Origin of the sequence: Streptomyces sp. NPDC127068 (assembly GCF_042724695.1) — a bacterium.
Classification (GTDB): Bacteria; Actinomycetota; Actinomycetes; order Streptomycetales; family Streptomycetaceae; genus Streptomyces.
The window spans coordinates 8,122-33,358 of record NZ_JBHXEN010000015.1 but is presented as its reverse complement, the minus strand read 5'-3'; the positions used below and the strand labels follow the sequence as shown (position 1 = coordinate 33,358).

Here is a 25,237-nt window from a genome sequence, read left to right as displayed (position 1 = left end):
GGATCAACCGGAAGGCTGAGGGGGGAGCCTCAGGGCGTGGCGGGGCGCGTCAGACGCGACGACAGATGGCGCTCGCGACACGGACCAGGTCGACGTGGCGGCGCTCCACAAGACGGACCCGCAGGTCACGCGGTGGCTGCATGCCTCCAGACCCTTCCCGATGCCCCTCCCCCTGTCAACGGCCCGCCCGCCCTTCGGACTCCGCCGGGGCCACGTGACGCACCGGGCCCCGCGGTGGACGGATCGATCCACCGCGGGGCCCGGTGACCGGCGCCGCCCAGCCTCAGCGAGCGACCGGTACCCGGGCGGGGGCCTCGGGTGCGGGGGTGGGGGCGGGCAGGGGCTTGCGGGCGGGGAGGAGTTGGCCGGCGATCGTGGCGGTGAGGGCGAGGAGCATGCCGGCGACCTGGAGCGGGGTGAGCGACTCGCCCAGCGCGGCCCAGCCGATGACCGCCGCGGTCAGCGGGGACAGCGGGCCGAGGAAGGTGACCTGGGTGGCGGAGAGCAGGCCGATGCCCCGGAACCAGAGCCAGTACGCGAGGGCCGTGTTGGCGACGGCGAGGTACAGGTAGCCGGCGACAGCGGTGCCGTCCAGGGCGGGGGGCGCCCCCTCGACGGCGAGGGCGAGGGGGGCCATCAGCAGGCCGCCGGCGGTCAGTTGCCAGCCGGTGAGCGCGAGGGGGCCGACGCCTTCGGGCCGCCCCCAGCGCTTGGTGAGTACGGTGCCCGCCGACATCGACAGGCTGGAGCCGACCGCCGCGGCGACCCCGATCAGGTCGAAGGCGCCGGCGGCCTTGAGGACCACCAGGGTCACGCCGAGCGCCGCCGCTATCCCGGTGAGCAGGGTCCGCAGGCTGGGCCGTTCGGAGAGCAGGAGCACGGCGAGTCCGGCGACGAAGAGGGGGCCGAGCGATCCGACGACCGCCGCCATCCCGCCGGGCAGCCGGTACGCGGAGAGGAACAGCAGTGGGAAGAAGGCCCCGATGTTCAGCGCGCCGAGCACCGCGGACTTCCACCACCAGGCGCCCTTCGGGAGCACCCGGGCCACCGCGAGGAGGGCGAGCCCGGCGGGCAGGGCCCGCATCAGGCTGGTGAACAGGGGGCGGTCGGGCGGCAGGAACTCCGTGGTCACGGCGTAGGTGGAGCCCCAGGAGATGGGGGCGAGCGCGGTCAGGACGATGGTGGCGGTGCGGTTCACGGCGGTCCCCCCGGGGATCGGCTGTCGAGTGTGCTGGCGTGCGGGCCGTCGCATCCTTCACGGCGACCGGAGCTTCCTGACGACCGAAGCTCCCTTACGAGTGATTAGCTTAGCTCTAAGCTTGTTTTAGTCAAGCGTCTCACTGGAGAGTGACTTACTTGGGAGCGGCTTGTTTACAAGCAAGCGAGTGATGCGGATAATTCCCCCCATGAACCAGCCCCCCACGGACCCCGGTCCTGGCCGCCCGTCCCCCGTCGAAGCCGCACCCTCGGCGACGCCCGAATCGGCATCCGGATCGGCATCCACACCGGATGCCGCGCCCGATGCCGTGGACGCGATCGTCGAGCAGTGGGCCCGGGTGCGACCCGAGTTGGACACCCGGGCGATGGAGGTCTTCGGCCGGATCTACCGGCTGGCCCGCGCCATGGGCGAACGCGGGGAGAAGGCGTACGCCCGTTACGGCATCGGGCGCGGCGAGTTCGACGTCCTGGCCACCCTGCGCCGAGCGGGCGAGCCGTACACCCTCTCGCCGCGCGAGCTCTCCTCGACGCTGATGCTGACCAGCGGGGGCATGACGGGACGGCTCGACAAGTTGGAGCGGGCGGGGCTGCTGCGCCGGGCGCCCGACCCGCACGACCGGCGGGGGCTACGGGTCACCCTGACGGATGAGGGGCTGGCCCTGGTGGACCAGGCGGTCGTCGCCGGACTCGACGTGCAGAAGGACGTCCTGTCCCTGCTGGACGAGCAGCGGGCGGCGGAACTGGCCGAGCTGTTGCGGGTGCTGCTGGCCGAGGCAGAGGGGACGGCGCAGCAGCCTCCCCGGGCGGAGTGACACGAGTCCCTCGGGCCGGGCGGGGACAGGAGCAGCACGAGGGCGGCGACCGCGCAGCACGCGGTCGCCGCCCTCGTGGCGGATACGGCGGGGGGTCAGCCCTGCTTCGACTGCTTGGCGGGCCGGTCGGCCACCACCACCAGTGCGGTGATCGCCAGGAACAGCACGATCGGGAGAACCACGAAGAGACCGACGGTCTCCACCACGCTCAGCCCGGAACCCGGGTCGTCGCCGTCGTCGCGGGTCAGCGCGAGCGCGGGGGACGACATCAGCAGCATCATCAGCGTCGTGCCGGAGGCCAGGGCGCCGGCGCGCAGGGCGTTCTTCTTCACGGTGCCAACGTAGCGAACCCCCGCCCGCCGCGCGCGCCCGGGGTCCCGTACGCGCCGTACCGCCCGGTCAGCCACTCGGCGGGGGCGCCGTTGGGGACACCTGCGGCGCGGTGAGCACGTCGACCAGGGCGCGTAGGCGCCGGGAGGTCATCAGCTGTTCCAGGGTGACCGGGCGGCCGTCCGCGTCGGCCAGGGGCAGCCGCCAGTTGGGGTACTCGTCCCGGGTGCCGGGGAGGTTCTGCGGGCGCAGGTCGCCCACCGCGTCCGGGAGCCAGACGCCGACCATGCGGGCCGGGGTGCGCACCAGGAAGCGGTGCACCGCCCTGATCTGCTCCTCCTCGGCGGCCGGGGCGTCTTCGGCGCGGTCCCGCAGGAGCAGGCCGAGCCGGGTGAACAGGGCCAGCCAGGCGGCGGTGTCCTGCCGGGCCCCGGCCCGTTCGTCGGCCGCCGGGCGGGTCAGCAGGCCCAGCGAGTCGCGCAGGTCGACATCGGCGCCGGTGAGTCGGGCTGCGGTCGACGGCAGGTCGTGGGTGGTGGCCGTGGCCAGGCAGTCGGCCCGCCAGTCGTGGGGCGGGAGCGGCCGGCCCGCCCGCCCGCGTTCGAACCACAGCACCGAGGTGCCGAGCACGCCCCGCGTCCGCAGGGCCTCGCGGACGCCGGGCGCCACGGTGCCGAGGTCCTCGCCGATGACCGGGGCGCCCGCCCGGTCGGCCTCCAGGACCAGGACCGCGAGCATCGCCTCGGCGTCGTAGTGGACGTACGTGCCCTCGGCGGCGGGGCGGCCGGACGGCACCCACCAGAGCCGGAACAGGCCCATCACATGGTCGATGCGCAGGGCGCCGGCGTGGCGGAACAGGGCGCGCAGCAACCGCCGGTAGGGCGCGTAGCCGGTGGCTGCGAGCCGGTCGGGGTGCCAGGGCGGCAGCCCCCAGTCCTGGCCCCGGGCGTTGAAGTCGTCCGGGGGCGCCCCGACCGACGCGCCCTCGGCGAAGTGGTCGCGTCCGGCCCAGGTGTCGGCGCCGTGCGGGTGGACGCCGACCGCGAGGTCGTGGACCAGGCCGATCGGCATGCCGGCGGCGCGCGCGGCCCGCTGGGCGGAGCCGAGTTGGAGGTCGACGAGCCAGGCGAGCCAGCGGTGGAAGTCGACCCGGTCCGCCAGGTCCCGGCGGGCGCGGGCGGTGGCCGGTGAACGCGGGTCGTCGAGTCCGTCGGGCCAGCCGCGCCAGTCGGGTCCGTGCCGTTCGGCGAGGGCGCACCAGGTGGCGTAGGCGTCCAGGGCGGCGCCCTGGTGGGCCACGAACTCCTCGTGGGCGGCGCGCCGTCCGGGCGTCAACGGCACCGTGCGCACCAGTTCCAGGGCCCGGCGCTTGAGCGCGTCGACGGCGTCCCGGTCGATGAGCGCGCGCCCGTCCAGCACCCCGGCGCGCAGGGCCGCGGCCCGCTCCGCGAGGTCGGCGGCGCGGGCCCGGTCGGCGGGGTCCAGCCGGGCGTACTCCTCGATGTCCTCGATCCTCAGGTGGACGGGGTCGGGGAAGCGGCGCGACGAGGGCCGGTAGGGCGACGGGTCGGTGGGCGTCCCCGGCACGGCCGCGTGCAACGGGTTCACCTGGACGAAGCCGGCGCCGAGCGAACGGCCCGCCCAGTCGGCGAGGTCGGCGAGGTCACCGAGGTCGCCCATGCCCCAGGAGCGGTGGGACAGCAGCGAGTAGAGCTGGACGAGGAAGCCGTACGTCCGGGTGCCGGGGGCGGGTGCCCGGGCGGGCGCGAGGACCAGGTGCGCGGTGGCGGCGCGCCCGTCGCGCGTGGTCACGGCGAGTCGGTGCACCCCGTACGGGAAGCCCCCGGGCAGGGCGGGCGCGGTGCCGGGGCCGACGGTCCACTCGGCGTCCGCCCGGGGTGGGGAGGTGTCGGTGGGGTCGGGGGGTTCCGGGGTCAGGCGCACCCGGGTGCCGGGCGGCAGGGCGGTCAGCTCCGCGGGGGGCCGGTCGGGCCACCACACGAGGGTGGGCGGCAGCAGCCGGGTGCGGAGTTCCGCCTCACGGGCGGCGAGGGCGTCCGCGGTCCTGGCGGGGTCGCTCACGTCCACGCCGAGCGCGGTGAGCACCGCGCGGACGGCGTCCCGCGGTACTTCGACGGTGCGGCCGGGCGACGGGGAGTACGTGGTGGCGACGCCGTGGAGTCCCGCGAGACGGGTGAGGGGCATCAGACCACCGAGGGGTCCTGCCCCACCGCCGGGGCCGTGGGCTCGCTGGTCAGCGGAAGGGCACCGGTGTACGGGGGCTCGCTGGTCAGCGGGGTGGTGGCGGCGATCGGCGGCTCACTGGTGAGGGGCGCGTGTTCCGGGTGCGGCGACTTGCCCTCGGGGGCGGCCGGGAGGCGGTCGGCTGCGCCGTCGCGGGGGTGCGGGGTGAGGGCGTCGAGCAGGAGGTGGGCGGAGGCGGTCATGGCGGGGCTCCTTCGGCGGCGGTCGCGGTCGGCCCCCTCGGTTCCGGGCGGTTCGCCGGAGCGGGCCGTGGTCACGGTGCGCGTACCCGGTCCCGGGCGGGTCAGGCATGGTCCCTGCGATGCGCTGCGCGTGCGTGGTTCGGCTCGGGTGCGCGGTGCGTTTCGCGCAGTTCCCCGCGCCCCTTATCAGGTGCGTTTCGCTGCGCGTGCGCGGTTCGGCTCGGGTGCGCGGTGCGATTCGCGCAGTTCCCCGCGCCCCTTATCAGGTGCGTTTCGCTGCGCGTGCGTGGTCCTGCTCGGGTGCGTAGTGGATTTGCGCAGTTCCCCGCGCCCCTATCGGGACGCGTACGCGCAGCGGATCGCACCTGATGAGGGGCGCGGGGAACTGCGCAACACCACAGCGCACCCCGCAGGACAGCGCACGTGGAGATGGACGCACCCCGATAGGGGCGCGGGGAACTGCGCGAAACGCACCACGCACGCGCAGCGCATCGCACCTGATAAGGGGCGCGGGGAACTGCGCAACACCACAGCGCACCTCTCAGGACCGCGCACGCACAGCGCATCGCACCACGACGGGTGCGCGGGGCCCAGGACCGTCGTCATGGGACCACTGTCGCCGACGACACGTCAGCACGCCGCAGAAGCTGCTCCGTCCGGGCAATTACGACACTTCGGCCACAGACGTTGACACGTTCCCCCACCTGGTGGTGGGCTCCATAACGTTTTGGGCCAACGGCGGCCCAGCACGGGCGGAAGGGTCGGGTGCCGTGGTAAAGCGCAGGACGAAGGCGGGAGCCGTCGCCGTGGCCCTGATGGCGGGAGCACTCGGTGGCGGGCCCAGCGCGATGGGCCCCACGGGGATCGGCGGCCCCACCGCCGCGGGACCGGCCGAACAGTCCGCGCCGCCGGGCGCAACGCCCGGTACCGGCACCGCCCCCGGCGGGCAGGCGACGGGACAGACCGGCAACGCGCCGGGCGCCAGCGGAGCCACCGCCGAGAAGCCCGTGCCCGGGGTGTCCGGGACGTCCGCGCCGGACCCGGGCGACCGGGTCAGCGAGGGCCCGGTGCCCGCGGTGTGGCCGCGCCCCCAGCACCTGCGCACCGGCAAGGCGTTCGCCCGGATCACCGACGAGGTGGTCCTCGTCACCGGCACCGGTACCGGCACCGACGAGCGGGCGGTGAGGGCGCTGACCGACCTGTTCGAGGAGGCGGGCGCGCGGCGCGTGACCCGGCTGTCCGAGGCGGACCGGGTGCCCGCCGGCCCCGCGCTGGTGGTGCGCGCGGGGCCGGACACCGGGGGCGGCGGTCCGCTCGGCGGGCGCGGCGAAGGGGCCGTGCTGGACGGCGTGCTGCGGAAGCTCGGCGCCCCCGCCCGGGGCGACCTGCCGGCGGGCGGCTACCGCCTCGCGGTCGGCCGGGCCGACGGCCGGGACACCGTCGCGCTCGCGGGCAGCGGCGCCGACGGACTGTTCCACGCGGTGCAGACGCTGCGTCAACTCGTGGACGGGCGGCGGATCGCCGGGGCGGCCGTCCGGGACTGGCCGGGGACGGCGGTCCGCGGGATGACCGAGGGTTTCTACGGCACCCCGTGGACCCATGAGCAGCGCCTCGACCAGCTGGACTTCCTCAGCCGCACCAAGCAGAACCGCTACCTGTACGCGCCCGGCGACGACCTGTACCGGCAGGCCCGTTGGCGGGAGCCCTACCCGGCCGCCCAGCGCGCCCAGTTCCGGGAGCTCGCCGAGCGGGCCCGCGACGGCCATGTCACCCTCGGCTGGGCGGTCGCCCCGGGACAGCGCATGTGTCTGTCGTCGGACGCGGACGTGCGGGCGCTGACCCGGAAGCTGGACGCCATGTGGGCGCTGGGCTTCAGGGCCTTCCAACTCCAGTTCCAGGACATCAGCTACAGCGAGTGGCACTGCCGCGCGGACGCCGAGGCCTTCGGTTCGGGCCCGGAAGCCGCGGCCCGGGCGCACGCGCGGGTGGCCAGCGCGGTGGCCGCGCACCTCGCCGCCCGTCACCCGGACGCGGCGCCGCTGTCGGTGATGCCGACCGAGTTCTACCAGGACGGCGAGACGCCCTACCGGCGGGCGCTGGCGGCCGGGCTCGACGACTCCGCGTCGGTCGGGGCCCCCGTCGAGGTCGCGTGGACCGGGGTAGGGGTGGTGCCGCGGACCATCACCGGCCCGGAACTCGCCCGGGCCCGGTCCGCGTTCGGACGGCCCGTGGTCACGATGGACAACTACCCGATCAACGACTTCGCCCGGGACCGGGTCTTCCTCGGCCCGTACCTGGGGCGCGAACCGGCCGTGGCGGGCGGTTCGGCGGCCCTGTTGGGCAATGCGATGCAGCAGCCGGTGGCGTCCCGCATCCCGCTGTTCACGGCCGCCGACTTCGCCTGGAACCCGCGCGCCTACCGTCCCGGCGACTCCTGGCGGGCCGCGATCGACGCCGTCGCGGAGGGAACGGCGAACGGGAACGCGGAGCGGACCCGGGCGGCGGTGACCGCGCTCGCCGCGCACGACGCGTCCTCGGTGCTCGGCGCCGAGGAGTCGGCGTACCTGCGTCCGCTCGTCGACGCGTTCTGGGCGTCCCGGCTGCCGGGCGGCAAGGACCGGGAGGGCGCCGAGCAGCGGTTGCGCGACGCGTTCGTCCAGCTCACCCGGGTGCCCGACGACCTCGCGGGCACCGAGCTGTACGGGGAGACCAAACCGTGGGCCGACCAGCTCGCCCGGTACGGGGCCGCCGGGGCGGCGGCGCTGGACCTGCTGGCCGCCCAGGAGCGCGCCGACGGCCCGGCCGCCTGGGAGCACGCGCGCGATCTCGACCGGCGGCTGCGGGAGCTGAAGGCGGCCGGGGTGACGGTCGGCGAAGGGGTCCTGGAGCCGTTCCTGAAACGGGCCCGGACCGCCTTCGACACCTGGTCGGGGGCCGCGTCGGAACCCGATCCGACCGGCTCCGGCGACGGTCGGACGCTCGCCTTCGAGCGGTCCCGCCCGGTCCTGGCGGTGACCGCGCTCACCGAGCCGGGCACCGTCGGCACGGTGGAGGCCCTGGTCCCCGGTGAGGGCTGGCGGCGCCTGGGCGCGTTGTCGGCGGACGGCTGGACCGAACTGTCCACCAGCGACCTGACGGCCCGGTCGATCCGGATCAGCGGCCCCGAACCGTCCCGGGTGCGGCACCTGGTCCCCTGGTACGCGGACACGCCCGCCGTCGCCTTCGCACTGGCCCGTACGGAGGCCGACGCGGCGATCGGGGGCGGGGCGCAGAAGGTCACGGTGCGGCTCACCGCCCAGCGGCCCGGCGCGGTGCGCGGCAAGGTGACCGTCAAGGCGCCCGAGGGCATCCGGGTGCGGGTGCCGAAGCAGGTCCTGGTGCCGCGCGGCACCCGGCTGGACGTCCCGTTGACGCTGACGGTGCCCGAGGACACCCCGTCGGGCACGTACGACGTCCCGGTGACGTTCGGCGGCGAGACCCGGGTGCTGACCGTGCGGGCCTTCCCGGAGACCGGCGGGCCCGATCTGGCGCGCGGGGCCCGGGCGGGTTCCTCGGCCGACGAGACCCCCGACTTCCCGGCCGCCGCGGCCGTCGACGGCGACCCCGCCACCCGCTGGTCCTCCCCCGTCGAGGACGGCTCCTGGTGGTCCGTGGAGCTGGACCGCCCGGTGCGGCTGGGCGAACTGGTCCTGCGGTGGGAGGCGCACGCCGCGCGGTACCGGGTGCAGGTGTCCTCGGACGGCCGGACGTGGCGCACCGTGGCGACCGTCGCGGACGGGCGCGGGGGCCGGGAGTCGGTCCGGATGGACGCCCGCGACGTCCGTCACGTCCGGGTCCAGGGCGACCGGCGGGCCACCCGCTTCGGCTACTCGCTCTGGTCGGTGGAGGCATACGCAGTGAAGCCGTGAAGCGGTGAAGCAGGAGGTGGGGACTGGTCCCGCGGCGGACGGCGTCAGGCGGAGACGCCGTCGATCCGGGCCAGTGCGTCATCGGCGCCGTACGGCTGGAGGTAGGGCAGCCAGCGCGGGTCCCGGTGGCCGGTGCCGATGATCCGCCAGGCCAGCCCGGTCGGCGGCGCCGGCTCGTGCCGCAGCCGCCAGCCGATCTCCACCAGGTGGCGGTCCGCCTTGACGTGGTTGCAGCGGCGGCAGGAGGCGACGACGTTGTCCCAGGCGTGCTGCCCGCCCCGGCTGCGCGGGATCACGTGGTCGACGCTGGTCGCGACGCCGCCGCAGTACATGCAGCGCCCGCCGTCACGGGCGAACAGGGCACGCCGGGTCAGAGGAACGGGCCCCCTGTAGGGGACCCGGACGAAGCGCTTGAGCCGCACTACACTCGGTGCTGGAACGGTGACGGTCGCGCTGTGCATGAAGGCGCCGGATTCCTCCAGGCAGACTGCCTTGTTCTCCAGGACGAGGACGAGCGCGCGGCGGAGCGGTACGACGCCGAGGGGCTCGTACGACGCGTTGAGGACCAGGACGTGCGGCACGTATGCCTCCTTGTACGCCGGCGGCGCGTGGCTCGCGCCGGGACGATCTGGTTCAGTCTCTCCTCTTGCCTGGTCGACGCGCCACCACCTCCCGGTAACGGGGCGAGGGAGTTTATTCTCACGTCGCCCCGACCATCGCCGGCACCCACCATCCGCCACCTCGTGGTACGGGGTCCCCGCCCCCTGCTCCCGCCCTGGTGGGAGCGGGTCCCCGCAGCCGCCCGGTGAGCCCGTCGAACGCCCCCGTGCGCGGCGATCGGAGCACTGTTCGGGCGACACTGCCCCGTTAGTGTGGTGTGTCTGCCCGATCCCGGCGGGTCGCCCCACCCCGCCGTCCCCCAGCGGGCAGGCCGCTGATGCCTGGAGGTACCTGCCGTGTTCCTGTCCGTCCTGCCGGTCACCGGCGCCGACCCGGGTCCCGTCACCCTGGAGGACGCTCACGAGTCGGCGACGAACGCCGCGAGCTGGGTCGAGCAGAACTGGTCGACGTGGCTGAGCATCGGTCTGCGCGTCCTGCTGATCCTCGTCATCGCCGTGGTGCTGCGGGTGGTCATCCGGCGGGCCATCACCAAGCTGATAGACCGGATGAACCGCACCGTGCAGGCCGTCGACGGCACCGCGCTGGGCGGGCTGCTGGTCAACGTGGAGCGCCGCCGCCAGCGCTCGCAGGCGATCGGCTCGGTACTGCGCTCGGTCGCGTCCTTCCTCATCCTGGGCACGGCCGCGCTGATGGTCCTGTCGACGTTCCAGATCAACCTGGCGCCGCTGCTGGCCTCGGCCGGCGTCGCGGGCGTCGCGATCGGTTTCGGCGCGCGCAACCTGGTCACGGACTTCCTGTCCGGCGTCTTCATGATCCTGGAGGACCAGTACGGCGTCGGGGACTCGATCGACGCGGGCGTGGCCTCCGGCGAGGTCATCGAGGTGGGGCTGCGGGTGACCAAGCTGCGCGGCGACAACGGTGAGATCTGGTACGTCCGCAACGGCGAGGTGAAGCGGGTCGGCAACCTCTCGCAGGGCTGGTCCACCGCGGGCGTCGACGTGACGGTGCGGCCCAGCGAGGACCTGGACCGGGTCCGTGCGACGCTCACGGAGGTCGCCGAGCGGATGGCCAAGGACGAGCCGTGGAACGAGCAGCTGTGGGGTCCCATTGAGGTCCTCGGCCTGGACAGCGTGCTGATCGACCAGATGGTGATCCGGGTCACGGCGAAGACGATGCCCGGCAAGTCGCTCGGCATCGAGCGGGAGCTGCGCTGGCGGATCAAGCGGGCGTTCGACGCGGCGGGCATCCGGATCGTCGGGGGGTTGCCGCTCCAGCAGGCGGAGGAGTCCGCGGATCCGACGGCGGGGGTGTCCGCGCCGTCGGCGTACGCGAACACCGCGTCGCCGCAGTCGATGGCGGCGTCCCCCATCCCCCCGACCAACCTCACGAAGTAGCCCGCTCCCGGGGCCCGCTGTCCCCTGCGGGTGCGCTGTTGGTTCGCGCAGTTCCCCGCGCCCCTTATCGGGGACCTCCCGCCCGGAGTTCGACTGCGGCCCCGCGTGGGTTGCTCGCGCAGTTCCCCGCGCCCCTATCGGGGACCTCCCGCCGGGAGTTCGGCTGCGGGTCCGCGGGGGTTGCTCGCGCCCCTATCGGGGCCTCGTTGCCGGACGGCGGTGGGGAACGCCCCGATTAGGGGCGCGGGGAACTGCGCAAGACGCACAGCGCACCCGCACGGGACCGCGGACCCGCAGGGAAGCGCACCCGAAGGGGCGCGGGGAACTGCGCAAAGCCACAGCGCACCCGCACGGGACAACGCACCCGCAGGAGCTCAAGCGCCAGGAACCCGTACCGGCATCACGCACGTGGTAAAGCTGCCCTGGTCCGCGGAACGCACCACGACGGGGCCGTCCACCGCCCGGACCTCCAACAGCGCATCGGGCCCGACCGCCGCGTCCACCGCGGGCAACAACACCCCGGGGTCGAACGAGATCCGCAGCGGCGGCCCGGTGCACAGCGCCCGCGGTACGGGCTCCCCGTCGACGACGACCCCGTCCGGCCCCGCCGTGAGGGTCACGTACCGCTCGCCCGCCGCGACCAGCGGCCCCCGCAGCGCGGCCCGGTCGACGACCACCCGCTGCCGCACCGGTCCGAGCCCGGCCAGCACCGACCGCCAGTCGGGGAACTCCCCGGGGGCGACGCGCACCGACCGCTCCCCGTCCGGACCGAGCAACCGCACCCCTTCGGGCCCCGCCTCGACGGTGACCTCCGGCAGCGGCAGCGCCCACCCCGCGAGTTCCCGCGCCTGCTCGGCCCCGACCAGGAACGACCGGGGCCCACCCCGCCCCGCATCGGCCCGTAGCGTGCGGGCCGCGAGCCGGTACCGGTCGGTGGCGACCACCCGGACCTCCCCGTGGTCCAGTTCGACCGACAGACAGCCGAGCACGGGGTGCTCGGCCCGCACCGCACCGCTCGCCGTCGCCGTGACCACCTGCCGCAGCGCACGGGAGAACTCCGCGCCGCCGACCCGAGCGGTCGCGGTCGGGTCCGGCAGCTCGACCAGGAGGTCCCGTACCGCGGCGCGGGCCGCGTCGGCCGCTTCCCCGGCCCGTCGGGCGTGGTCCTCCAAGACGGTCCGGGCGTCCTCGGGCGGACCGTCCAGCACGGCCAGCACATCGGCCAGCGGCACCCCGGCCGCCCGCGACCGGCGCACCCGCACCGCGCGTTGCTCCTGGTCAGGGGCGTAGTACCGGTATCCGGTGACGGGGTCCACCCGGGCGGGCCGCAGTACCCCGCAGTCGTCGTAGAAGCGCAGCGCGCTGGCGGCGAGTCCCACTCGCCGTCCGAACGCGCCGATGCCCATCAGTCCGTCCGGCTGCGCGTCGGTGTCCGGGTCACCGGGTGCGCCCGGGTCGTTCTGTTCGTCCATGCGTCTCAGCCTCTCCCTTCGAGCGGCTTGAGGGTCAAGCCGGGCGGGGCCGGTGCGGGGGCGCAGATAACGAGTTGGTAGCCGGCCGCCCGCTCCATTGACGACCGCGCGTGCTCGCCCCTACCTTCCCTGCAACGGATAGGAAAGTTTCCTAACAGTGCTCCGGGACGGGAAGGGCAGGTGATTCCGCGATGACCTCGACCGACCCCACCGGTCACGGCGGTCACGGCGGCCCCGTCTGGCATCCCGGCCCGGGCAGTGGCCAGAGCGCGCCGACCACCCCCGGCACCCCCCGCGTCCTGCGCACCATGAACGACCGCGCGGCGCTGGACCTGCTGTTGGCGCAGGGGCCCCTGTCCCGTACCCGGATCGGCAAGCTCACCGGGCTGTCCAAGCCCACCGCGTCCCAGCTCCTGGCCCGGTTGGAGGCCGCCGGCCTGGTCCGCGCCACCGGCACCACCGAGGGCCGTCCCGGTCCGAACGCCCAGCTCTACGGGGTGAACCCGACGGCGGCGCACGCGGCCGGGCTGGACGTCCGCCCCGAGGGCATCCGCGCGGCGGTCGCCGACGTCACCGGCCGCACCGTCGGCGAGTACGCCCTGCGCACCCCCGGCCGTCACAGCGACCGACCGGTGGTCGAGCTGGTGACCGAGGCGGTGGACGGAGCCGCGTCCGCCGCCGGGCTGACCCCGGGCGAGGTGCACCGGCTCGTGATCGGGACGCCGGGCGCGTTCGACCCGAACACCGGACGCCTGCGCTACGCCTCCCACCTCCCGGGCTGGCACTCCCCCACCCTGCTGGACGACCTGGCCGCGGCCCTGCCGATGCCCGTGGGCTACGAGAACGACGTGAACCTCGCGGCCGTGGCGGAGCAGCGGCTCGGTGCGGCCCGCGGGCACGACGACTTCGTGCTGCTGTGGAACGAGGACGGGCTCGGTGCCGCCCTGGTCATCGGCGGCCGGCTGCACCGCGGGTGGACCGGCGGTGCGGGCGAGGTCGGGTTCCTCCCGGTGCCCGGCGCCCCGCTGATGCGTCAGGTCACGAAGACCAACAGCGGGGGCTACCAGGAGTTGGCGGGGGCCCAGGTGGTCGCCCGGCTCGCCCGCCGGCTGGGCATCGTCCCGGTGCCGCAGGGTCCCCACCCGGAAGCCGCCGCGACTCTGATCGGGCGGGCGGTCGACCACCTCGCCGACCCGGAGACGTCCCGCCACCACGGCCGGATCGGCGACGCGTACCAGGACCTGCTGCGCACCTACGCGACCGGGCTGGCGACCGGGCTCGCCTCCCTGGTCTCCGTGCTGGACCCCCAACTCATCGTGCTCAGCGGCTCGGTGCTCACCGCCGGTGGTGAGGCGCTGCGCTCGCTGGTCCAGGCCGAACTGGCCGACCTGGCCGCCTCCCGGCCGAAGCTGGTCGTCGGCACGGTCGACGGACACCCCGTGCTGCGCGGCGCGCTGGAAAGCGCGCTGGCGGCCACCCGCGACGAGGTCTTCGACACCTCGCGCGCCCCCTAAGCCCCCCCACGGGATCCGGCCCCCTCCGGGAACCCGGATGCACCACGCACCACACGCACCACACATCACGCATCACCGCGCACCCCCAGTCCCCCGTCCCCTACCCCCAGCCCCGTCCGGCACCACCAGCACATCCCCGCACAGCACGTACGGCGCACACACCACCCGTTTGCCCCGACCCGCTCAAGGGAGACACCGTCATGCCCGGATTCCGTCGGAAGGCCGCGGCCGCCCTGGCCGCCACCACCTCGATAGCCCTGTTCGCGACGGCCTGTACGGGCGAGTCGTCGACGGGTGCCGAAGACGACGCGTCCAAGAACACGACGATCACGTTCTGGCACGGCTGGACCGCCCCCTCGGAGGTGAAGGCGATCGAGGACAACATCGCCCGCTTCGAGGACGCGCACCCGAACATCAAGGTGAAGGTCGTCGGCGCGATCAACGACGACAAGCTCAACCAGGCGCTGCGGGCGGGCGGTTCCAAGGGCCCGGACGTGGTGTCCTCGTTCACCACCGCGAACGTCGGGAAGTTCTGCTCCTCGGGCGCCTTCACGAACCTCGCCCCGTTCATCGAGAAGGACGGCATCGACCTGGAGAAGACGTTCTCCAAGGTGCTGTTGGAGTACACGCAGTTCGAGGGCAAGCGGTGCGCGCTGCCGCTGCTGTCGGACGCCTACGGCCTCTACTACAACAAGGACGAGTTCAAGAAGGCCGGGATCAAGGCGCCGCCGAAGACCTGGAGCGAGTTCCTGGAGGTCGCCAAGAGGCTCACCAAGACCAAGGGCGGCAGTTACGAGACCCTGGGCTTCATGCCGAACTACCACGGCTACGAGACGGTCGTCTCGCACTACATGTCCCAGTGGAACCACGAGTACTTCGATGCGGACGGCAAGTCCAACATCGCCAAGGACCCGGCGTTCGCGGAGATGTACACCTTCCAGAAGAAGCTGGTCGACGAACTCGGCGGCTTCGGGAAGCTGGAGAAGTACCGCACCACCTTCGGCGACGAGTGGGCCGCGGAGCACCCCTTCCACCTGGGTCAGGTCTCCATGCAGCTGGACGGCGAGTGGCGGCTCGGCATGGCCGAGGCGGCCGACGTCGACTTCGAGATCGGGGTGGCGCCGCTACCCGTCGCGGACGACGAGGTGGACGAGTACGGCAAGGGCTACCTGTCCGGGACGATCATGGGCATCGCCCCGCAGAGCAAGAAGAAGAACGCCGCCTGGAAGCTGATGAAGTACATGACCACCGACACCGACGCGGTGGTGCAGTTCGCGAACGGGATCAAGAACGTCCCGTCCACGCTGGCGGCGCTCGACTCGCCCGATCTGAAGCTCGACCCGCGGTTCAAGACCTTCCTGGACATCGCCAAGCACCCCAAGTCGAACACCTCGCCCGGCGCGGTCGACGGCATCGGGTACCAGAACACGCTCCAGGACTTCGGCTACCGCTACGAGGCCGGCAAGGTGAAGGACCTCCAGGCCGGCCTGGAGGAGACCGCCAAGCAGATCGACACGGACCTCGCGAAGGTCGCGCGGTAACCGTGGCCACCCAGCACACGCTGCGGGCGAAGCGCCGCCGTTCGGCGCTTCGCACGCTCGCCTTCCTCTCGCCCTGGCTGATCGGGTTCGCCGTCTTCTTCGCCTACCCGCTCGTGTCGACCGTCTACTTCTCGTTCATGCAGTACGACGGCTTCGCACCGCCCACCTGGAACGGGCTCGACAACTGGTCCTACCTGTTCAACGACTTCCCGAAGTTCTGGCCCGCGATGCAGAACACCCTCTGGCTGGTGCTGGTGATGGTCACCTGCCGGGTCGCCTTCGGGCTCGGCATCGGACTGCTGATCACCAAGATCAAGTCGGGTACCGGGGTGTTCCGGACCCTGTTCTACCTGCCCTACCTCGCACCGCCGGTCGCGGCGACGCTGGCCTTCGTGTTCCTGCTGAACCCGGGGACCGGCCCCGTCAACTCCGTGCTGGAGTCGGTGGGCATCTCCGCGCCGAGCTGGTTCAACGACGCCGACTGGTCCAAGCCGGCGCTGACCGTGCTCGCCGTGTGGGGCATCGGCGACCTCATGGTCATCTTCATGGCCGCCCTGCTGGACGTGCCCAAGGAGCAGTACGAGGCGGCCGAGCTGGACGGGGCCTCCCGCTTCCAACGGTTCCGGTTCGTGACGGTGCCGAACATCTCCCCGATCATCCTGTTCGCGGTGGTCACCGGCGTCATCGCGGCCATGCAGTACTACACGCAGCCGATCGTCGCCGCCAAGGTGGCCTCCGGCCGGATGGGCGGCTCCGGGCAGCCCTTCGAGCCGGGCTATCCGGAGGCCTCGACGCTGACCCTGCCCCAACTCGTCTACAACGTCGGCTTCCAGCGCTTCGACTACGGCACCGCCTGTGCCGGGGCGCTCGTCCTGTTCGTCCTCGCCATGGCGTTCACCGCACTGCTGATGCGACGCCGCGGCGGCCTCATCGGGACCGGTGACTGACCCATGGCCCAGGTGACCGAGAAGACCCCGGCGCGCGCGGCACGCCCCGCGCCGGCCCCCGTCACACCCGCCCAGCGCACCGCCCGCCGCAAGGCCCTGCTGCACTGGATCGCCGTGCACTCGCTCGGCGTGGCGGCGGCCCTGTTCTTCCTGCTGCCGTTCGCCTTCGTGCTGCTGACCTCGCTGATGAGCGACCAACAGGCACTCACCCGCGACCTGTGGCCGCGGGACTGGAAGTTCGACAACTACCTCACCGTGTGGGACACCCCCGGCTTCCTCACCTGGTGGCGCAACACCCTGCTCTACGCGGGCCTGGGGACCGTGCTGTCGGTGGTGTCCTCGATCCCGGTGGCGTACGCGCTCGCCAAGTTCCGGTTCCGGGGCCGCAAGCTCTCGCTGATGCTGGTCATCTCGATGATGATGCTGCCGCCGCAGGTCATCATCATCCCGATGTACCTGTTCTGGGCGAAGCAGATGGACCTGTCGGGAACGCTCTGGCCGCTGATCATCCCGATGGCCTTCGGCGACGCGTTCTCGATCTTCCTGCTGCGGCAGTTCCTGCTGACCATCCCGGACGAGTACCTGGACTCGGCACGGGTCGACGGCTGCGGGGAGCTGCGGACCCTGCTGCGGGTGGTCCTGCCGATGGCCAAGCCGGGCATCGCCGCGGTCGCCCTCTTCCAGTTCTTCTACGCCTGGAACGACTACTTCGGACCGCAGATCTACGCGTCCGACAACCCCGCCGCCTGGACGCTCAGTTACGGACTGGAATCGTTCAAGGGCGCGCACCACACCAACTGGAACCTGACCATGGCAGCGACCGTGCTGGTCATGGCACCGGTCATCCTCGTCTTCTTCTTCGCCCAGAAGGCGTTCGTCGAGGGTGTCACGCTCACTGGAGTGAAGGGCTAAGTACTACTGATGAAACTGACCGTGGTCGGCGGAGGGTCGACCTACACCCCCGAACTCATCGACGGATTCGCGCGGCTACGGGACACCCTGCCCGTCTCCGAACTCGTCCTGGTCGACCCGGCGGCCGACCGGCTGGAGCTGGTCGGCGGGCTCGCCCGGCGGATCTTCGCCAAGCTGGGCCACCCGGGCACCATCACCACCACCGACGACCTGGACGCGGGCGTCGCCGACGCCGACGCGGTCCTGCTGCAACTGCGCGTCGGCGGCCAGGCCGCCCGCAACAACGACGAGACCTGGCCGCTGACCTGCGGCTGCATCGGTCAGGAGACCACCGGCGCGGGCGGCCTCGCCAAGGCGCTGCGCACGGTGCCGGTCGTCCTCGACATCGCCGAACGCGTCCGGCGCACCAACCCGAACGCCTGGATCATCGACTTCACCAACCCGGTCGGCATCGTCACCCGGGCACTGCTGAACGCCGGTCACAAGGCCGTCGGGCTGTGCAACGTGGCGATCGGCTTCCAACGGCGGTTCGCCGACCACCTGGGCGTCACCCCGGGCGAGGTCCACCTCGACCACGTCGGGCTCAACCACCTCACCTGGGAGACCGGGGTCCGGCTCGGCGGGCCGCAGGGCGAGGACGTGCTGCCGAAGCTCCTCGCCGAGCACGGCGACACCATCGCCTCCTCGCTCAGCCTGCCCCGCTCCCTGCTCGACCGGCTCGGCGTGGTGCCCTCCTACTACCTGCGCTACTTCTACGCCCATGACGAGGTCGTCCGCGAACTGCGGACCAAGCCGTCGCGGGCCGCCGAGGTCGCCGCCATGGAGCGCGAACTCCTGGAGATGTACGGGGACCCCGCCCTGGACGAGAAGCCCGCCCTGCTCGCCAAGCGCGGCGGCGCCTTCTACTCGGAGGCCGCCGTCGACCTGGCCGCCGCGCTGCTCGGCGGGGGCGGCAGCCCGTACCAGGTGGTCAACACCCTCAACCGGGGCACCCTGCCGTTCCTGCCGGACGACGCGGTGATCGAGGTGCAGGCCGAGGTCGGCCCCGAGGGAGCCCGTCCGCTGGCCGTCCCGAAGCTCGACCCGCTGTACGCGGGGCTCGTCGCCAACGTCACGGCGTACGAGGACCTGGCGCTGGACGCCGCGCTGCGCGGGGGCCGCGACCGGGTGTTCCGCACGCTGCTCGCCCATCCGCTGATCGGGCAGGTCGAGTACGCCGACAAGCTCACCGACGAACTGATCGCGCACAACCGGGAGCACCTCGCGTGGGCATGAGCGGCTCCGCCCCGTCGCAGCGGCCCGGACCGCCCGCCGTGGCGGGCCGGCCGGTGCTCGCCATCGACGCGGGGAACAGCAAGACCGACGTCGCGGTGGTCCTGGCCGACGGACGGGTGGCCGGGACCGGCCGCGGCGGCGGGTTCCAACCACCGAAGGTGGGCGTCGAGGCGGCGGTCGACGCGCTCGCCGAAGCGGTGGCGCCGGCGTTCGCCGAGGCCGGCGTCACCTCGGTCGGGCACGTGTCAGCGTGCCTGGCCAACGCCGACCTGCCGGTGGAGGAGGCACAGCTCGCCGAGGCCCTGCGGCGGCGGGGCTGGAGCGCGGTCGACAGCGTCGAGGTGCGCAACGACACCTTCGCCCTGCTGCGGGCCGGGGTCGCGGAACCGCGGGGGGTGGCCGTGGTGTGCGGGGCGGGCATCAACTGCGTGGGCATGCGGCCCGACGGTCGCACCGCACGGTTCCCCGCGATAGGGAAGATCTCCGGGGACTGGGGCGGCGGCCTCGGACTCGCAGAGGAGGCCCTGTGGTGCGGGGCGCGGGCCGAGGACGGGCGCGGCGAGCCCACCGAGCTGGCGCAGGCGCTGCCCCGCCACTTCGGGCTCGACACGATGTTCGCGCTGATCGAGGCGCTGCACCTCGGGCACGTTCCCGCGGGGCGCTGCCACGAGCTGACCCCCGTGCTGTTCGCCACCGCGCAGGAGGGCGACCCCGTCGCCCGCTCCCTGGTCGACCGGCTCGCCGACGAGGTCGTCAGCATGGCGGTGGTGGCGCTGCGGCGGCTGGAACTGCTGGACGAGGAGACGCCCGTGGTGCTCGGCGGCGGCATCCTGGCCGCCCGGCACCCCCAGTTGGACGCCGGGGTGCGCGAACGGCTCGCGGAGCGGGCGCCGAAGGCCGTGCCCCAGGTGGTGACCCAGCGCCCGGTGCTGGGCTCCGCCCTGCTGGGGCTGGACCGCATCGGCGCGGACGACGACGCCCAACAGCGCCTGCGGGAGCACTTCTCCTAGGCCGGGTGTTGTGTCCGGCCACGCCCCTGCGCCGGCCCGCCCCCTGCACGGGCCGGCGCACGGGCAGCCATCCGGGAGCGGCGCCGCTCCGCGCCCTCAGCCGGCCGGCGGAGGCGTCCGCTCCGCACGCGCCGGTCCGGTCGCGTAGGCCAGCGGCGGCGCCACGGCCTGGGCGTCCACCCCCTCGCCGACCCAGAGCGAGATGAACAGCGCGGCGGTCGCCTCCAGGAGCCCCGCCCGGTCGAGCCCGCCGCCGGCCACCGGGTCGCAGCCCGCGTCCCGCACCAACGCACGGACGAGGGCGAGGGCTTGTGGATCGTCCCCGCAGACCGGAACCGCCAGCGGACGACCGTCGAAGACGGGGGGCCGCATGCGCCACACGTCCTCGTGGCAGAGGTTGAACGCCTTGACCACCCGGGCTTCCGGCGCCGCCGCGGCCAACTGCTCCGCAGCCGAAGGCCCTTGGCCGGTCAGCAACCGGAAGCCTGGCCCGACCGGATTGGAGCAGTCGAGCAGCACCCTGCCGGCCAGGACCCCGTGCAGTTCCCGCACCACCTCGGCCCCCGCGCCGAACGGCAGCGCCACCAGGACCACCTCCCCGAACCCGGCCGCCGCGGCCAGCCCGGCGGGGTGCGCGGCGGGGCCGATGCGCTGCGCGAGCCGCTGCGCCCGGCCCGCGTCCCGACCGCCCACGGCCACCTCGTGCCCGGCCCGCACCCAGTGGGTGGCGAGCGCGTCCGCCATGTTGCCCGTGCCCAGTACGCCGATCCTCATCACGTATTCCCCTCCGTAACCCGCCCCGCGGTGCCCGCTCCGGCCGTTCACCACGACGCTAGGCGGCCCGTCGGGCACCATGTGGTGCGTGACGACCGACGCCTTCCTCGCCGACTGCCGCGCTCGCCTCGCCTTCGACCTCCTGTCCCACACCTGGAACGCCGTGGTGCTCTGGGCGCTGCGGGACGGCCCCCGGCGCCCGGTCGAACTGCGGGAGCACATCGGGGGCATCAGCTCCAAGGTCCTCACCGAGACCCTGCGGCGCCTCCAGTTCAACGGGCTGGTGACGCGGCACGCACTGCCCGGGGCGCCGCCGCGGGTCGAGTACCGGCTGACCGACCTGGGGCGGACGCTGTTGGCCCCCATCGACGCCTTCGGGGCCTGGGCCTTCGAGCACGGCGACGAGGTGATGGCCGCGCAGGAGGCAGCGGAGGCCGCCACCCCGCCGGGTCCGCCCCGTACCGACGGGTAGGGGGGCGCCGGACCCCACAGAACCACTCGATCGTGTGTACGGAGCGTGCGAGAGGGAACCGAACACCCTCGGAGGGCGTATTCACCCATGGAGGGCGCAAGATCCAGGCAATGCCCGTGCGCGAGGGGACGCCTACGGTGATACTGGCCGCACCGAACGGGCAGCGCAGGGGGATGGACGGATGACCACGGGGGAGGCCGCATGACACATCCGTCGCACCGCGGCACGCAAGCACCGACCGGAGCCGTACCCACCGGCAGCCCGTCCACCAGACCGACACCGGGCAGGTCCGGAGCACCGGTCAGCGCACCGGCCGGCGTGCCCGGACAGCCCTCCGCACCCGCACAGCCGCACCCCGCGCACCCCTCCCCCGCGCCACCGGCGCCCCCGTTGGCCTTGTCGCCCCGCCGGTCCGCCTGGGCGGAAGGCGTGGACCGGCTCCGCGCGGCGGCGACCACCGAGCCTGGCCGGCTGCGCATCATCGGCGCCGTCCTCGCCCTGCTGGTCATCGGGTTCGGTGCGGTGACCTCCTGGCAGGTGACGGACCGCGCCGCCGCGGCCGACGACGTCCTGCACCGCAGCCAGCCCCTCGCCTCGGAAGCCGCAGCGGTCTACCGCTCGCTGGCCGACGCCAACACCGCCGCGTCCAGCGGCTTCCTGGCAGGCGGCCAGGAGCCCGCGCAGGTGATCGAGCGGTACCGGCGGGACATCGACACCGCCTCCGAGAAGCTCGCCGCGGCGTCCGCCGGAGCGGAACCGGGCTCCGCGTCCGCCGCCGCCATCGCCGACCTGAACCAACTCCTGCCGCGGTACACGGGCCTGGTGGAGCGCGCCCGCGCCAACAACCGGCAGGGCCTGCCGCTGGGCGGCGCCTACCTGCGGTACGCGAACGACACGATGCAGACCGAGATGCTGCCGGCCGCGGAGAAGCTCTACAAGGGCGAGAACGCCCGGCTGCGCGCCGACTACGACGGCGCGACGCCCTACCCGTGGGTGGCCATCGGGGTCGGCACGCTCGCCCTGGCCGCCCTCGCCTGGGCCCAGCGCCGCAACTACCTGCGCACCCACCGGGTGTTCAACCACGGACTGCTCGCCGCGACCGCCGCCTCGACGGTCGTCCTGCTGTGGCTGGTCATAGGGCACTCGGTGGCCCGCTCCGGGCTGAACGACTCGTACGAACACGGGGTGCGCTCGCTCAACGCCCTCAACGACGCCCGTCTGGCGTCGCTGAAGGCCCGCGGCAACGAGAACCTGACCCTGGTGAGCCGCGGCGCCGAGACGGTCACGGTGAAGGACGTCCCGGTCGACAAGTACGACGCCGCGTACAACGAGCAGATGGGCCTGCTCGCAGGCGCCGAGGGGCGGCCCGGTCTGCTGGCGGCGGCCCTGGACCTCGCCGACGACGCGGACGGCAGGACGCCCGTCTCGGACGCCGCCGACGCCATGAAGGTCTGGCAGGAGCGGCACGGAGTGGCCCGTGACCGGGACAACGCGGGCGACTACCAGGGCGCCCTGGACAAGATCATCGGTACCGAGAAGGACAAACCGACGGGCCGGTGCGTCGGTACGGAGGACCGGCCGACCGGGGAGTGTTTCGACGCGGTCGACGCGGCCCTGGAGAAGGCACTCGCGCATGAGCAGGGCGAGTTCAAGAAGGCCGTCGGACACGCGCCGAGCAGCATGAACGCCCTGGCCCTGGGCGCCGCGGCGCTCGCGCTGCTGGCCGCCGCGTTCGCCCTGCTCGGCATCGGGCGCAGGCTTTCGGAGTACCGGTGAGAGGGGACGCGACGATGAGTGCGCGACGCGTGAGCCTGCGGGGCTGGGGCGGGGTCGCCGCGATGGCGGTCGCCTGCGTCCTCACGGCCCTCTTCGTCCTGTTGCCGGTGGCCCACAGCAACGGGGACGACACCCCCCTGGGCGGGCTCGGGGTGGCCGACGGCCTCCAGACCGCGGCCGAGGACTGCAACCCGGAGGCGTCCAGCCTGCGCGCGAGTGCCGAAACGGGGCCCGCGGTCGCCGCGATCCGCAAGCGCGGACGCCTGGTGATCGGCGTGGACCAGAACAGCTACCGCTGGGGCTACCGCGACCCGAACAAGGACGGCGGCAGCCTGGAGGGCTTCGACATCGACCTGGCGAAGGCGATCGCCCGGGAGATCCTGCCGGGCGGCCCGGTCCAGTTCCGGGCGATCCCCACCAACCAGCGCATACCCGCACTCAAGAGCGGGCAGGTGGACATGATCGTGCGGACCATGACGATCAACTGCGAACGCTTGGAGCAGGTCGACTTCTCCACCGCCTACTTCACGACGGGCCAGCAGGTCCTCGCCCCCCGCGACTCCACCATCACCGGCTACAACCGCACCCTGGCGAACAAGCGCGTGTGCTCGGCCAAGGGCTCCACGGCCGAGACCGCGCTGAAGGCGAAGAGTTACGGCGCGGACGTCTCGACCACGGTGCCCAACCAGCTCGACTGCCTGGTCCGACTGCAACTCGGCGAAGTGGACGCGGTGGTCACGGACAGCGCGTTGGCGGCCGGGCAGGCCGCCCAGGACCCGACGGTGCAGCTGAAGGGCAAACCGTTCACGACGGAGTACTACGGCATCGCGATGAAGAAGGGCTCGGACGACCTGGTGCGCCGGGTCAACCAGATCCTCGTGGAGTACCGCGTCCAGGAGTGGCAGGAGTCCTACGACAAGTGGCTCGCCGACGACCTGGGCCCCGACGTGAAGCCGCCGGCCCCGCAGTACCGCGACTGAGACGACGCACGACGGCAGGTCCGATCCGGCCCACCGGGGCACGACCGAGAACAGTGAGGTGATCGATGGGCAGCACGGGACCCGCTGGTCCGGTGATGGACCGGGACGAGGTGGACCGTGCGCTGGCGCGGCTCGGCGCGGAGCACGAGGCCATCGAGACGTCGCTCCTCGCGCTCCAGGACCACGCGGGCCGCAGGCTGCTCGAAGGCGCCGAACTGACCGGCACCACCCGTGAGCGGTGGGCACGGACGGACGCCTCGATCTCCGTGCTGTGGGCCTACTTCGAACGCTACGCACAGGTGCTGCGCTCGGCCCGCGAGCTGCGGGCCCGCCGACGCTGGTCCAGCCAGGAGGACCTGGCGCGGCTGACGGAGCTGCTGCGCGGGCCCAGCGTGACGGTCCCCGGCCCCGAGGGCGCCGAGGCGGGAGCCGCACCGGCGCTCACCGGCCCGCCCCGGCTCAGCCGCCAGTTCACGCTGGAGGAACTGGTCTCCGTCATGAACGACCTGTACGCGAGTTCACTCGACCTGGTGGTTTCGGCGGACGCGGTGTGGTCGGCGCTGCCCGCCCGGATCGACCTGCTGGCGGCCGAACTCCAGCGCACCCGTGGGCTCGCCCACTCGGTGGGGGTGCGCCCCGGCGCACACCCGTCGGGGGACGATCTGGAGCGCATCACCCGCGCCCTGACCCTGTTGCGGGAACAGGTGGTGTCCGATCCGCTGGCGTTCTGGAGTCCCGCGCGCGGCAGTTCGGCCCCGGGCGGCGGACGCCCCGACACCGGACGCTACGACCGGGAGGCCCGGGCCCTGGAGGAGGTGCGGCGGGAGATCGACGCGGTGCTCACCGTCCGCCAGGACGCCGAGGCCCGGCTGCTGCGGCTGCGCGACGTGCTGTCCCGCGCGGACCGCACGCTGGCGGAGGCCCGTTCGGCGCGCGGGGAGGTGCTGGCCAAGATCGCGGCCTCGGAGGTCCCCGCGGTCTCGGGACCGCCGACCGCGCTCCAGGAGCAGTTGGCGGCGGCCTCGGAGTACCGTCGACACGCCCAGTGGCACCGGCTGTCGCCGCTGCTGGAGGCGTTGGAGCAGCGGGCGGAGGACGAGTTGTTGCGGGCCCGGGAGTCGCTGACCGCGGTGACGGCGCCGCTCGCGGTCCGGGCGGAGCTGCGCGGTCGGCTCGACGCGTACAAGGCGAAGGTGGCCCGGCACGGCCTGGCGGAGGACCCGTTGCTGATCGAGCGGTACGACCTGGCGCGCCGGATGTTGTGGAGCGCGCCCTGCGATCTGCGGGCGGCCGAGTCGGCGGTGCTGCGCTACCAGCGGGCCGCCGCCGAGGTACTGGTGCCGGGGGTGCCCGACCAGGGCGGCGCCGTGGACGGGAGGGGGAACCGATGACCGGGACGACGTGCCAACGGCCGGACTGCGAGGGCGCCTACGAGGACGTGGGCGGCGGCGAGCTGTACTGCGACACGTGCGGGCTGGCGCCGGTGGTCTCCGCGGGGAGCGGCCCGGGCTCCCCCGGCACGACGGGTACGGGTGCGACCGGGTCCGGTACGGGTGCGACGGGGGCGGGCAGCGCGTCCGGCCTCTCGGGTTCCGCGGGGTCGGCACGTTCCGGACGCTCCGCGCGCTCCTCCTCGTCGCGCCGTTCGGTGTCCGGGCGGCTGTCGCGGGCCCGTTCGGTGTCGGGCCGGCTGACCGAGCGCTCGGTGTCGGTGAACACGTCCGGCCGTACCGGCGGGGGGGGGCGCCGCGGGCCGGGCGGGGGGGGGGGGGTGGAGGGGGCGGGGGGGGGGGCCCCCCCCCCCCCCCGGCAGGTTGGGGGGTACACCCCGGGG

The 25,237-nt window shown here is 73.6% G+C and carries 22 protein-coding genes; 13 read left to right on the top strand and 9 right to left on the bottom strand.

Annotated features, from left to right (window positions below; translation table 11 throughout):
- Window positions 1-49 precede the first annotated feature (49 nt).
- Together ACFWIA_RS11940 and ACFWIA_RS11935 are read right to left on the bottom strand one after the other, a co-directional pair.
- On the bottom strand, window positions 50-142 hold the full coding sequence (locus ACFWIA_RS11940; RefSeq protein WP_385487318.1) for a putative leader peptide: 93 nt from the start codon (window positions 140-142) through the stop codon (window positions 50-52).
- A 141-nt stretch (window positions 143-283) separates the two neighbouring features.
- Entirely contained in the window at window positions 284-1,252 is a 969-nt protein-coding gene (locus tag ACFWIA_RS11935; RefSeq protein ID WP_387002915.1) for an EamA family transporter, read from the bottom strand.
- A 154-nt stretch (window positions 1,253-1,406) separates the two neighbouring features.
- On the opposite strand from ACFWIA_RS11935, the gene ACFWIA_RS11930 reads away from it, so the two are divergent.
- Window positions 1,407-2,030, top strand: coding sequence for a MarR family winged helix-turn-helix transcriptional regulator (locus ACFWIA_RS11930; protein WP_387002913.1), 624 nt, complete (start codon window positions 1,407-1,409; stop codon window positions 2,028-2,030).
- 95 nt (window positions 2,031-2,125) lie between these two features.
- Here ACFWIA_RS11930 and ACFWIA_RS11925 read toward each other — a convergent pair whose 3' ends face one another.
- The 3 genes from ACFWIA_RS11925 to ACFWIA_RS11915 form a co-directional block, all read right to left on the bottom strand.
- Window positions 2,126-2,311 (bottom strand): hypothetical protein, encoded by a 186-nt coding sequence (locus ACFWIA_RS11925; RefSeq protein ID WP_387003061.1) that lies wholly within the window; start codon window positions 2,309-2,311, stop codon window positions 2,126-2,128.
- A 118-nt stretch (window positions 2,312-2,429) separates the two neighbouring features.
- Window positions 2,430-4,565: a 4-alpha-glucanotransferase gene (gene malQ / locus ACFWIA_RS11920; RefSeq protein WP_387002911.1), complete on the bottom strand. Its 2,136-nt coding sequence runs from the start codon at window positions 4,563-4,565 to the stop codon at window positions 2,430-2,432.
- The gene (locus ACFWIA_RS11915; protein WP_387002910.1) at window positions 4,565-4,807 is read right to left on the bottom strand and encodes a hypothetical protein; all 243 of its coding nucleotides are present in this window, start codon (window positions 4,805-4,807) and stop codon (window positions 4,565-4,567) included. Before ACFWIA_RS11915 ends, malQ begins: the two co-directional genes overlap by 1 nt.
- A gap of 770 nt (window positions 4,808-5,577) precedes the next feature.
- Here ACFWIA_RS11915 and ACFWIA_RS11910 point away from each other — a divergent pair.
- Window positions 5,578-8,715 (top strand): beta-N-acetylglucosaminidase domain-containing protein, encoded by a 3,138-nt coding sequence (locus ACFWIA_RS11910; RefSeq protein ID WP_387002909.1) that lies wholly within the window; start codon window positions 5,578-5,580, stop codon window positions 8,713-8,715.
- Window positions 8,716-8,759: 44 nt separating this feature from the next.
- Here the strand turns inward: ACFWIA_RS11910 and ACFWIA_RS11905 are convergent, their stop codons facing one another.
- Window positions 8,760-9,296 (bottom strand): HNH endonuclease, encoded by a 537-nt coding sequence (locus ACFWIA_RS11905; RefSeq protein WP_385487306.1) that lies wholly within the window; start codon window positions 9,294-9,296, stop codon window positions 8,760-8,762.
- 375 nt (window positions 9,297-9,671) lie between these two features.
- Here ACFWIA_RS11905 and ACFWIA_RS11900 point away from each other — a divergent pair, with 375 nt between their 5' ends.
- The gene (locus ACFWIA_RS11900) at window positions 9,672-10,730 is read left to right on the top strand and encodes a mechanosensitive ion channel family protein (RefSeq protein WP_387002906.1); all 1,059 of its coding nucleotides are present in this window, start codon (window positions 9,672-9,674) and stop codon (window positions 10,728-10,730) included.
- Between the two features lie 374 nt (window positions 10,731-11,104).
- On the opposite strand, the gene ACFWIA_RS11895 is transcribed toward ACFWIA_RS11900, so the two are convergent.
- Window positions 11,105-12,202, bottom strand: coding sequence for a MerR family transcriptional regulator (locus tag ACFWIA_RS11895; RefSeq protein WP_387002905.1), 1,098 nt, complete (start codon window positions 12,200-12,202; stop codon window positions 11,105-11,107).
- Between the two features lie 308 nt (window positions 12,203-12,510).
- Between ACFWIA_RS11895 and ACFWIA_RS11890 the strand changes: the two genes are divergently transcribed.
- The 6 genes from ACFWIA_RS11890 (at window position 12,511) to ACFWIA_RS11865 (ending at window position 19,401) form a co-directional block, all read left to right on the top strand.
- The gene (locus ACFWIA_RS11890) at window positions 12,511-13,716 is read left to right on the top strand and encodes an ROK family transcriptional regulator (protein ID WP_387003059.1); all 1,206 of its coding nucleotides are present in this window, start codon (window positions 12,511-12,513) and stop codon (window positions 13,714-13,716) included.
- A 200-nt stretch (window positions 13,717-13,916) separates the two neighbouring features.
- Entirely contained in the window at window positions 13,917-15,257 is a 1,341-nt protein-coding gene (locus ACFWIA_RS11885; protein WP_387002903.1) for an ABC transporter substrate-binding protein, read from the top strand.
- Between the two features lie 2 nt (window positions 15,258-15,259).
- Complete coding sequence (locus ACFWIA_RS11880) at window positions 15,260-16,204, top strand: carbohydrate ABC transporter permease (RefSeq protein ID WP_387002901.1); 945 nt, start codon at window positions 15,260-15,262, stop codon at window positions 16,202-16,204.
- Window positions 16,205-16,207: 3 nt separating this feature from the next.
- Window positions 16,208-17,116: a carbohydrate ABC transporter permease gene (locus ACFWIA_RS11875; protein ID WP_387002899.1), complete on the top strand. Its 909-nt coding sequence runs from the start codon at window positions 16,208-16,210 to the stop codon at window positions 17,114-17,116.
- A gap of 9 nt (window positions 17,117-17,125) precedes the next feature.
- Entirely contained in the window at window positions 17,126-18,391 is a 1,266-nt protein-coding gene (locus ACFWIA_RS11870) for a 6-phospho-beta-glucosidase (protein WP_387002897.1), read from the top strand.
- Complete coding sequence (locus tag ACFWIA_RS11865; protein ID WP_387002895.1) at window positions 18,388-19,401, top strand: N-acetylglucosamine kinase; 1,014 nt, start codon at window positions 18,388-18,390, stop codon at window positions 19,399-19,401. Before ACFWIA_RS11870 ends, ACFWIA_RS11865 begins: the two co-directional genes overlap by 4 nt.
- 96 nt (window positions 19,402-19,497) lie before the next feature.
- Here ACFWIA_RS11865 and ACFWIA_RS11860 read toward each other — a convergent pair whose 3' ends face one another.
- Window positions 19,498-20,175, bottom strand: a complete 678-nt coding sequence (locus ACFWIA_RS11860) for an NADPH-dependent F420 reductase (RefSeq protein WP_387002893.1) — start codon at window positions 20,173-20,175, stop codon at window positions 19,498-19,500.
- Between the two features lie 88 nt (window positions 20,176-20,263).
- Here ACFWIA_RS11860 and ACFWIA_RS11855 point away from each other — a divergent pair, with 88 nt between their 5' ends.
- The 4 genes from ACFWIA_RS11855 (at window position 20,264) to ACFWIA_RS11840 (ending at window position 24,794) form a co-directional block, all read left to right on the top strand.
- Window positions 20,264-20,647, top strand: coding sequence for a winged helix-turn-helix transcriptional regulator (locus ACFWIA_RS11855; protein ID WP_387002891.1), 384 nt, complete (start codon window positions 20,264-20,266; stop codon window positions 20,645-20,647).
- A 201-nt stretch (window positions 20,648-20,848) separates the two neighbouring features.
- Complete coding sequence (locus ACFWIA_RS11850) at window positions 20,849-22,423, top strand: hypothetical protein (protein WP_387002888.1); 1,575 nt, start codon at window positions 20,849-20,851, stop codon at window positions 22,421-22,423.
- Between the two features lie 14 nt (window positions 22,424-22,437).
- The gene (locus tag ACFWIA_RS11845; protein ID WP_387002886.1) at window positions 22,438-23,403 is read left to right on the top strand and encodes a glutamate ABC transporter substrate-binding protein; all 966 of its coding nucleotides are present in this window, start codon (window positions 22,438-22,440) and stop codon (window positions 23,401-23,403) included.
- 65 nt (window positions 23,404-23,468) lie between these two features.
- Window positions 23,469-24,794 (top strand): hypothetical protein, encoded by a 1,326-nt coding sequence (locus ACFWIA_RS11840; RefSeq protein WP_387002884.1) that lies wholly within the window; start codon window positions 23,469-23,471, stop codon window positions 24,792-24,794.
- Between the two features lie 37 nt (window positions 24,795-24,831).
- Here ACFWIA_RS11840 and ACFWIA_RS11835 read toward each other — a convergent pair whose 3' ends face one another.
- Window positions 24,832-25,122: a hypothetical protein gene (locus ACFWIA_RS11835; protein ID WP_387002882.1), complete on the bottom strand. Its 291-nt coding sequence runs from the start codon at window positions 25,120-25,122 to the stop codon at window positions 24,832-24,834.
- Window positions 25,123-25,237 lie beyond the last annotated feature (115 nt).

Coding starts and splice junctions, on each gene's coding strand:
- ACFWIA_RS11940 (WP_385487318.1), bottom strand. CDS start 142: ATGCAGCCACCGCGTGACCTGCGGGTCCGTCTTGTGGAGCGCCGCCAC.
- ACFWIA_RS11935 (WP_387002915.1), bottom strand. CDS start 1,252: ATGCGACGGCCCGCACGCCAGCACACTCGACAGCCGATCCCCGGGGGG.
- ACFWIA_RS11930 (WP_387002913.1), top strand. CDS start 1,407: ATGAACCAGCCCCCCACGGACCCCGGTCCTGGCCGCCCGTCCCCCGTC.
- ACFWIA_RS11925 (WP_387003061.1), bottom strand. CDS start 2,311: ATGATGCTGCTGATGTCGTCCCCCGCGCTCGCGCTGACCCGCGACGAC.
- malQ (WP_387002911.1), bottom strand. CDS start 4,565: ATGCCCCTCACCCGTCTCGCGGGACTCCACGGCGTCGCCACCACGTAC.
- ACFWIA_RS11915 (WP_387002910.1), bottom strand. CDS start 4,807: ATGACCGCCTCCGCCCACCTCCTGCTCGACGCCCTCACCCCGCACCCC.
- ACFWIA_RS11895 (WP_387002905.1), bottom strand. CDS start 12,202: ATGGACGAACAGAACGACCCGGGCGCACCCGGTGACCCGGACACCGAC.
- ACFWIA_RS11890 (WP_387003059.1), top strand. CDS start 12,511: ATGAACGACCGCGCGGCGCTGGACCTGCTGTTGGCGCAGGGGCCCCTG.
- ACFWIA_RS11885 (WP_387002903.1), top strand. CDS start 13,917: ATGCCCGGATTCCGTCGGAAGGCCGCGGCCGCCCTGGCCGCCACCACC.
- ACFWIA_RS11875 (WP_387002899.1), top strand. CDS start 16,208: ATGGCCCAGGTGACCGAGAAGACCCCGGCGCGCGCGGCACGCCCCGCG.
- ACFWIA_RS11870 (WP_387002897.1), top strand. CDS start 17,126: ATGAAACTGACCGTGGTCGGCGGAGGGTCGACCTACACCCCCGAACTC.
- ACFWIA_RS11865 (WP_387002895.1), top strand. CDS start 18,388: ATGAGCGGCTCCGCCCCGTCGCAGCGGCCCGGACCGCCCGCCGTGGCG.
- ACFWIA_RS11860 (WP_387002893.1), bottom strand. CDS start 20,175: ATGAGGATCGGCGTACTGGGCACGGGCAACATGGCGGACGCGCTCGCC.
- ACFWIA_RS11850 (WP_387002888.1), top strand. CDS start 20,849: ATGACACATCCGTCGCACCGCGGCACGCAAGCACCGACCGGAGCCGTA.
- ACFWIA_RS11845 (WP_387002886.1), top strand. CDS start 22,438: ATGAGTGCGCGACGCGTGAGCCTGCGGGGCTGGGGCGGGGTCGCCGCG.
- ACFWIA_RS11840 (WP_387002884.1), top strand. CDS start 23,469: ATGGGCAGCACGGGACCCGCTGGTCCGGTGATGGACCGGGACGAGGTG.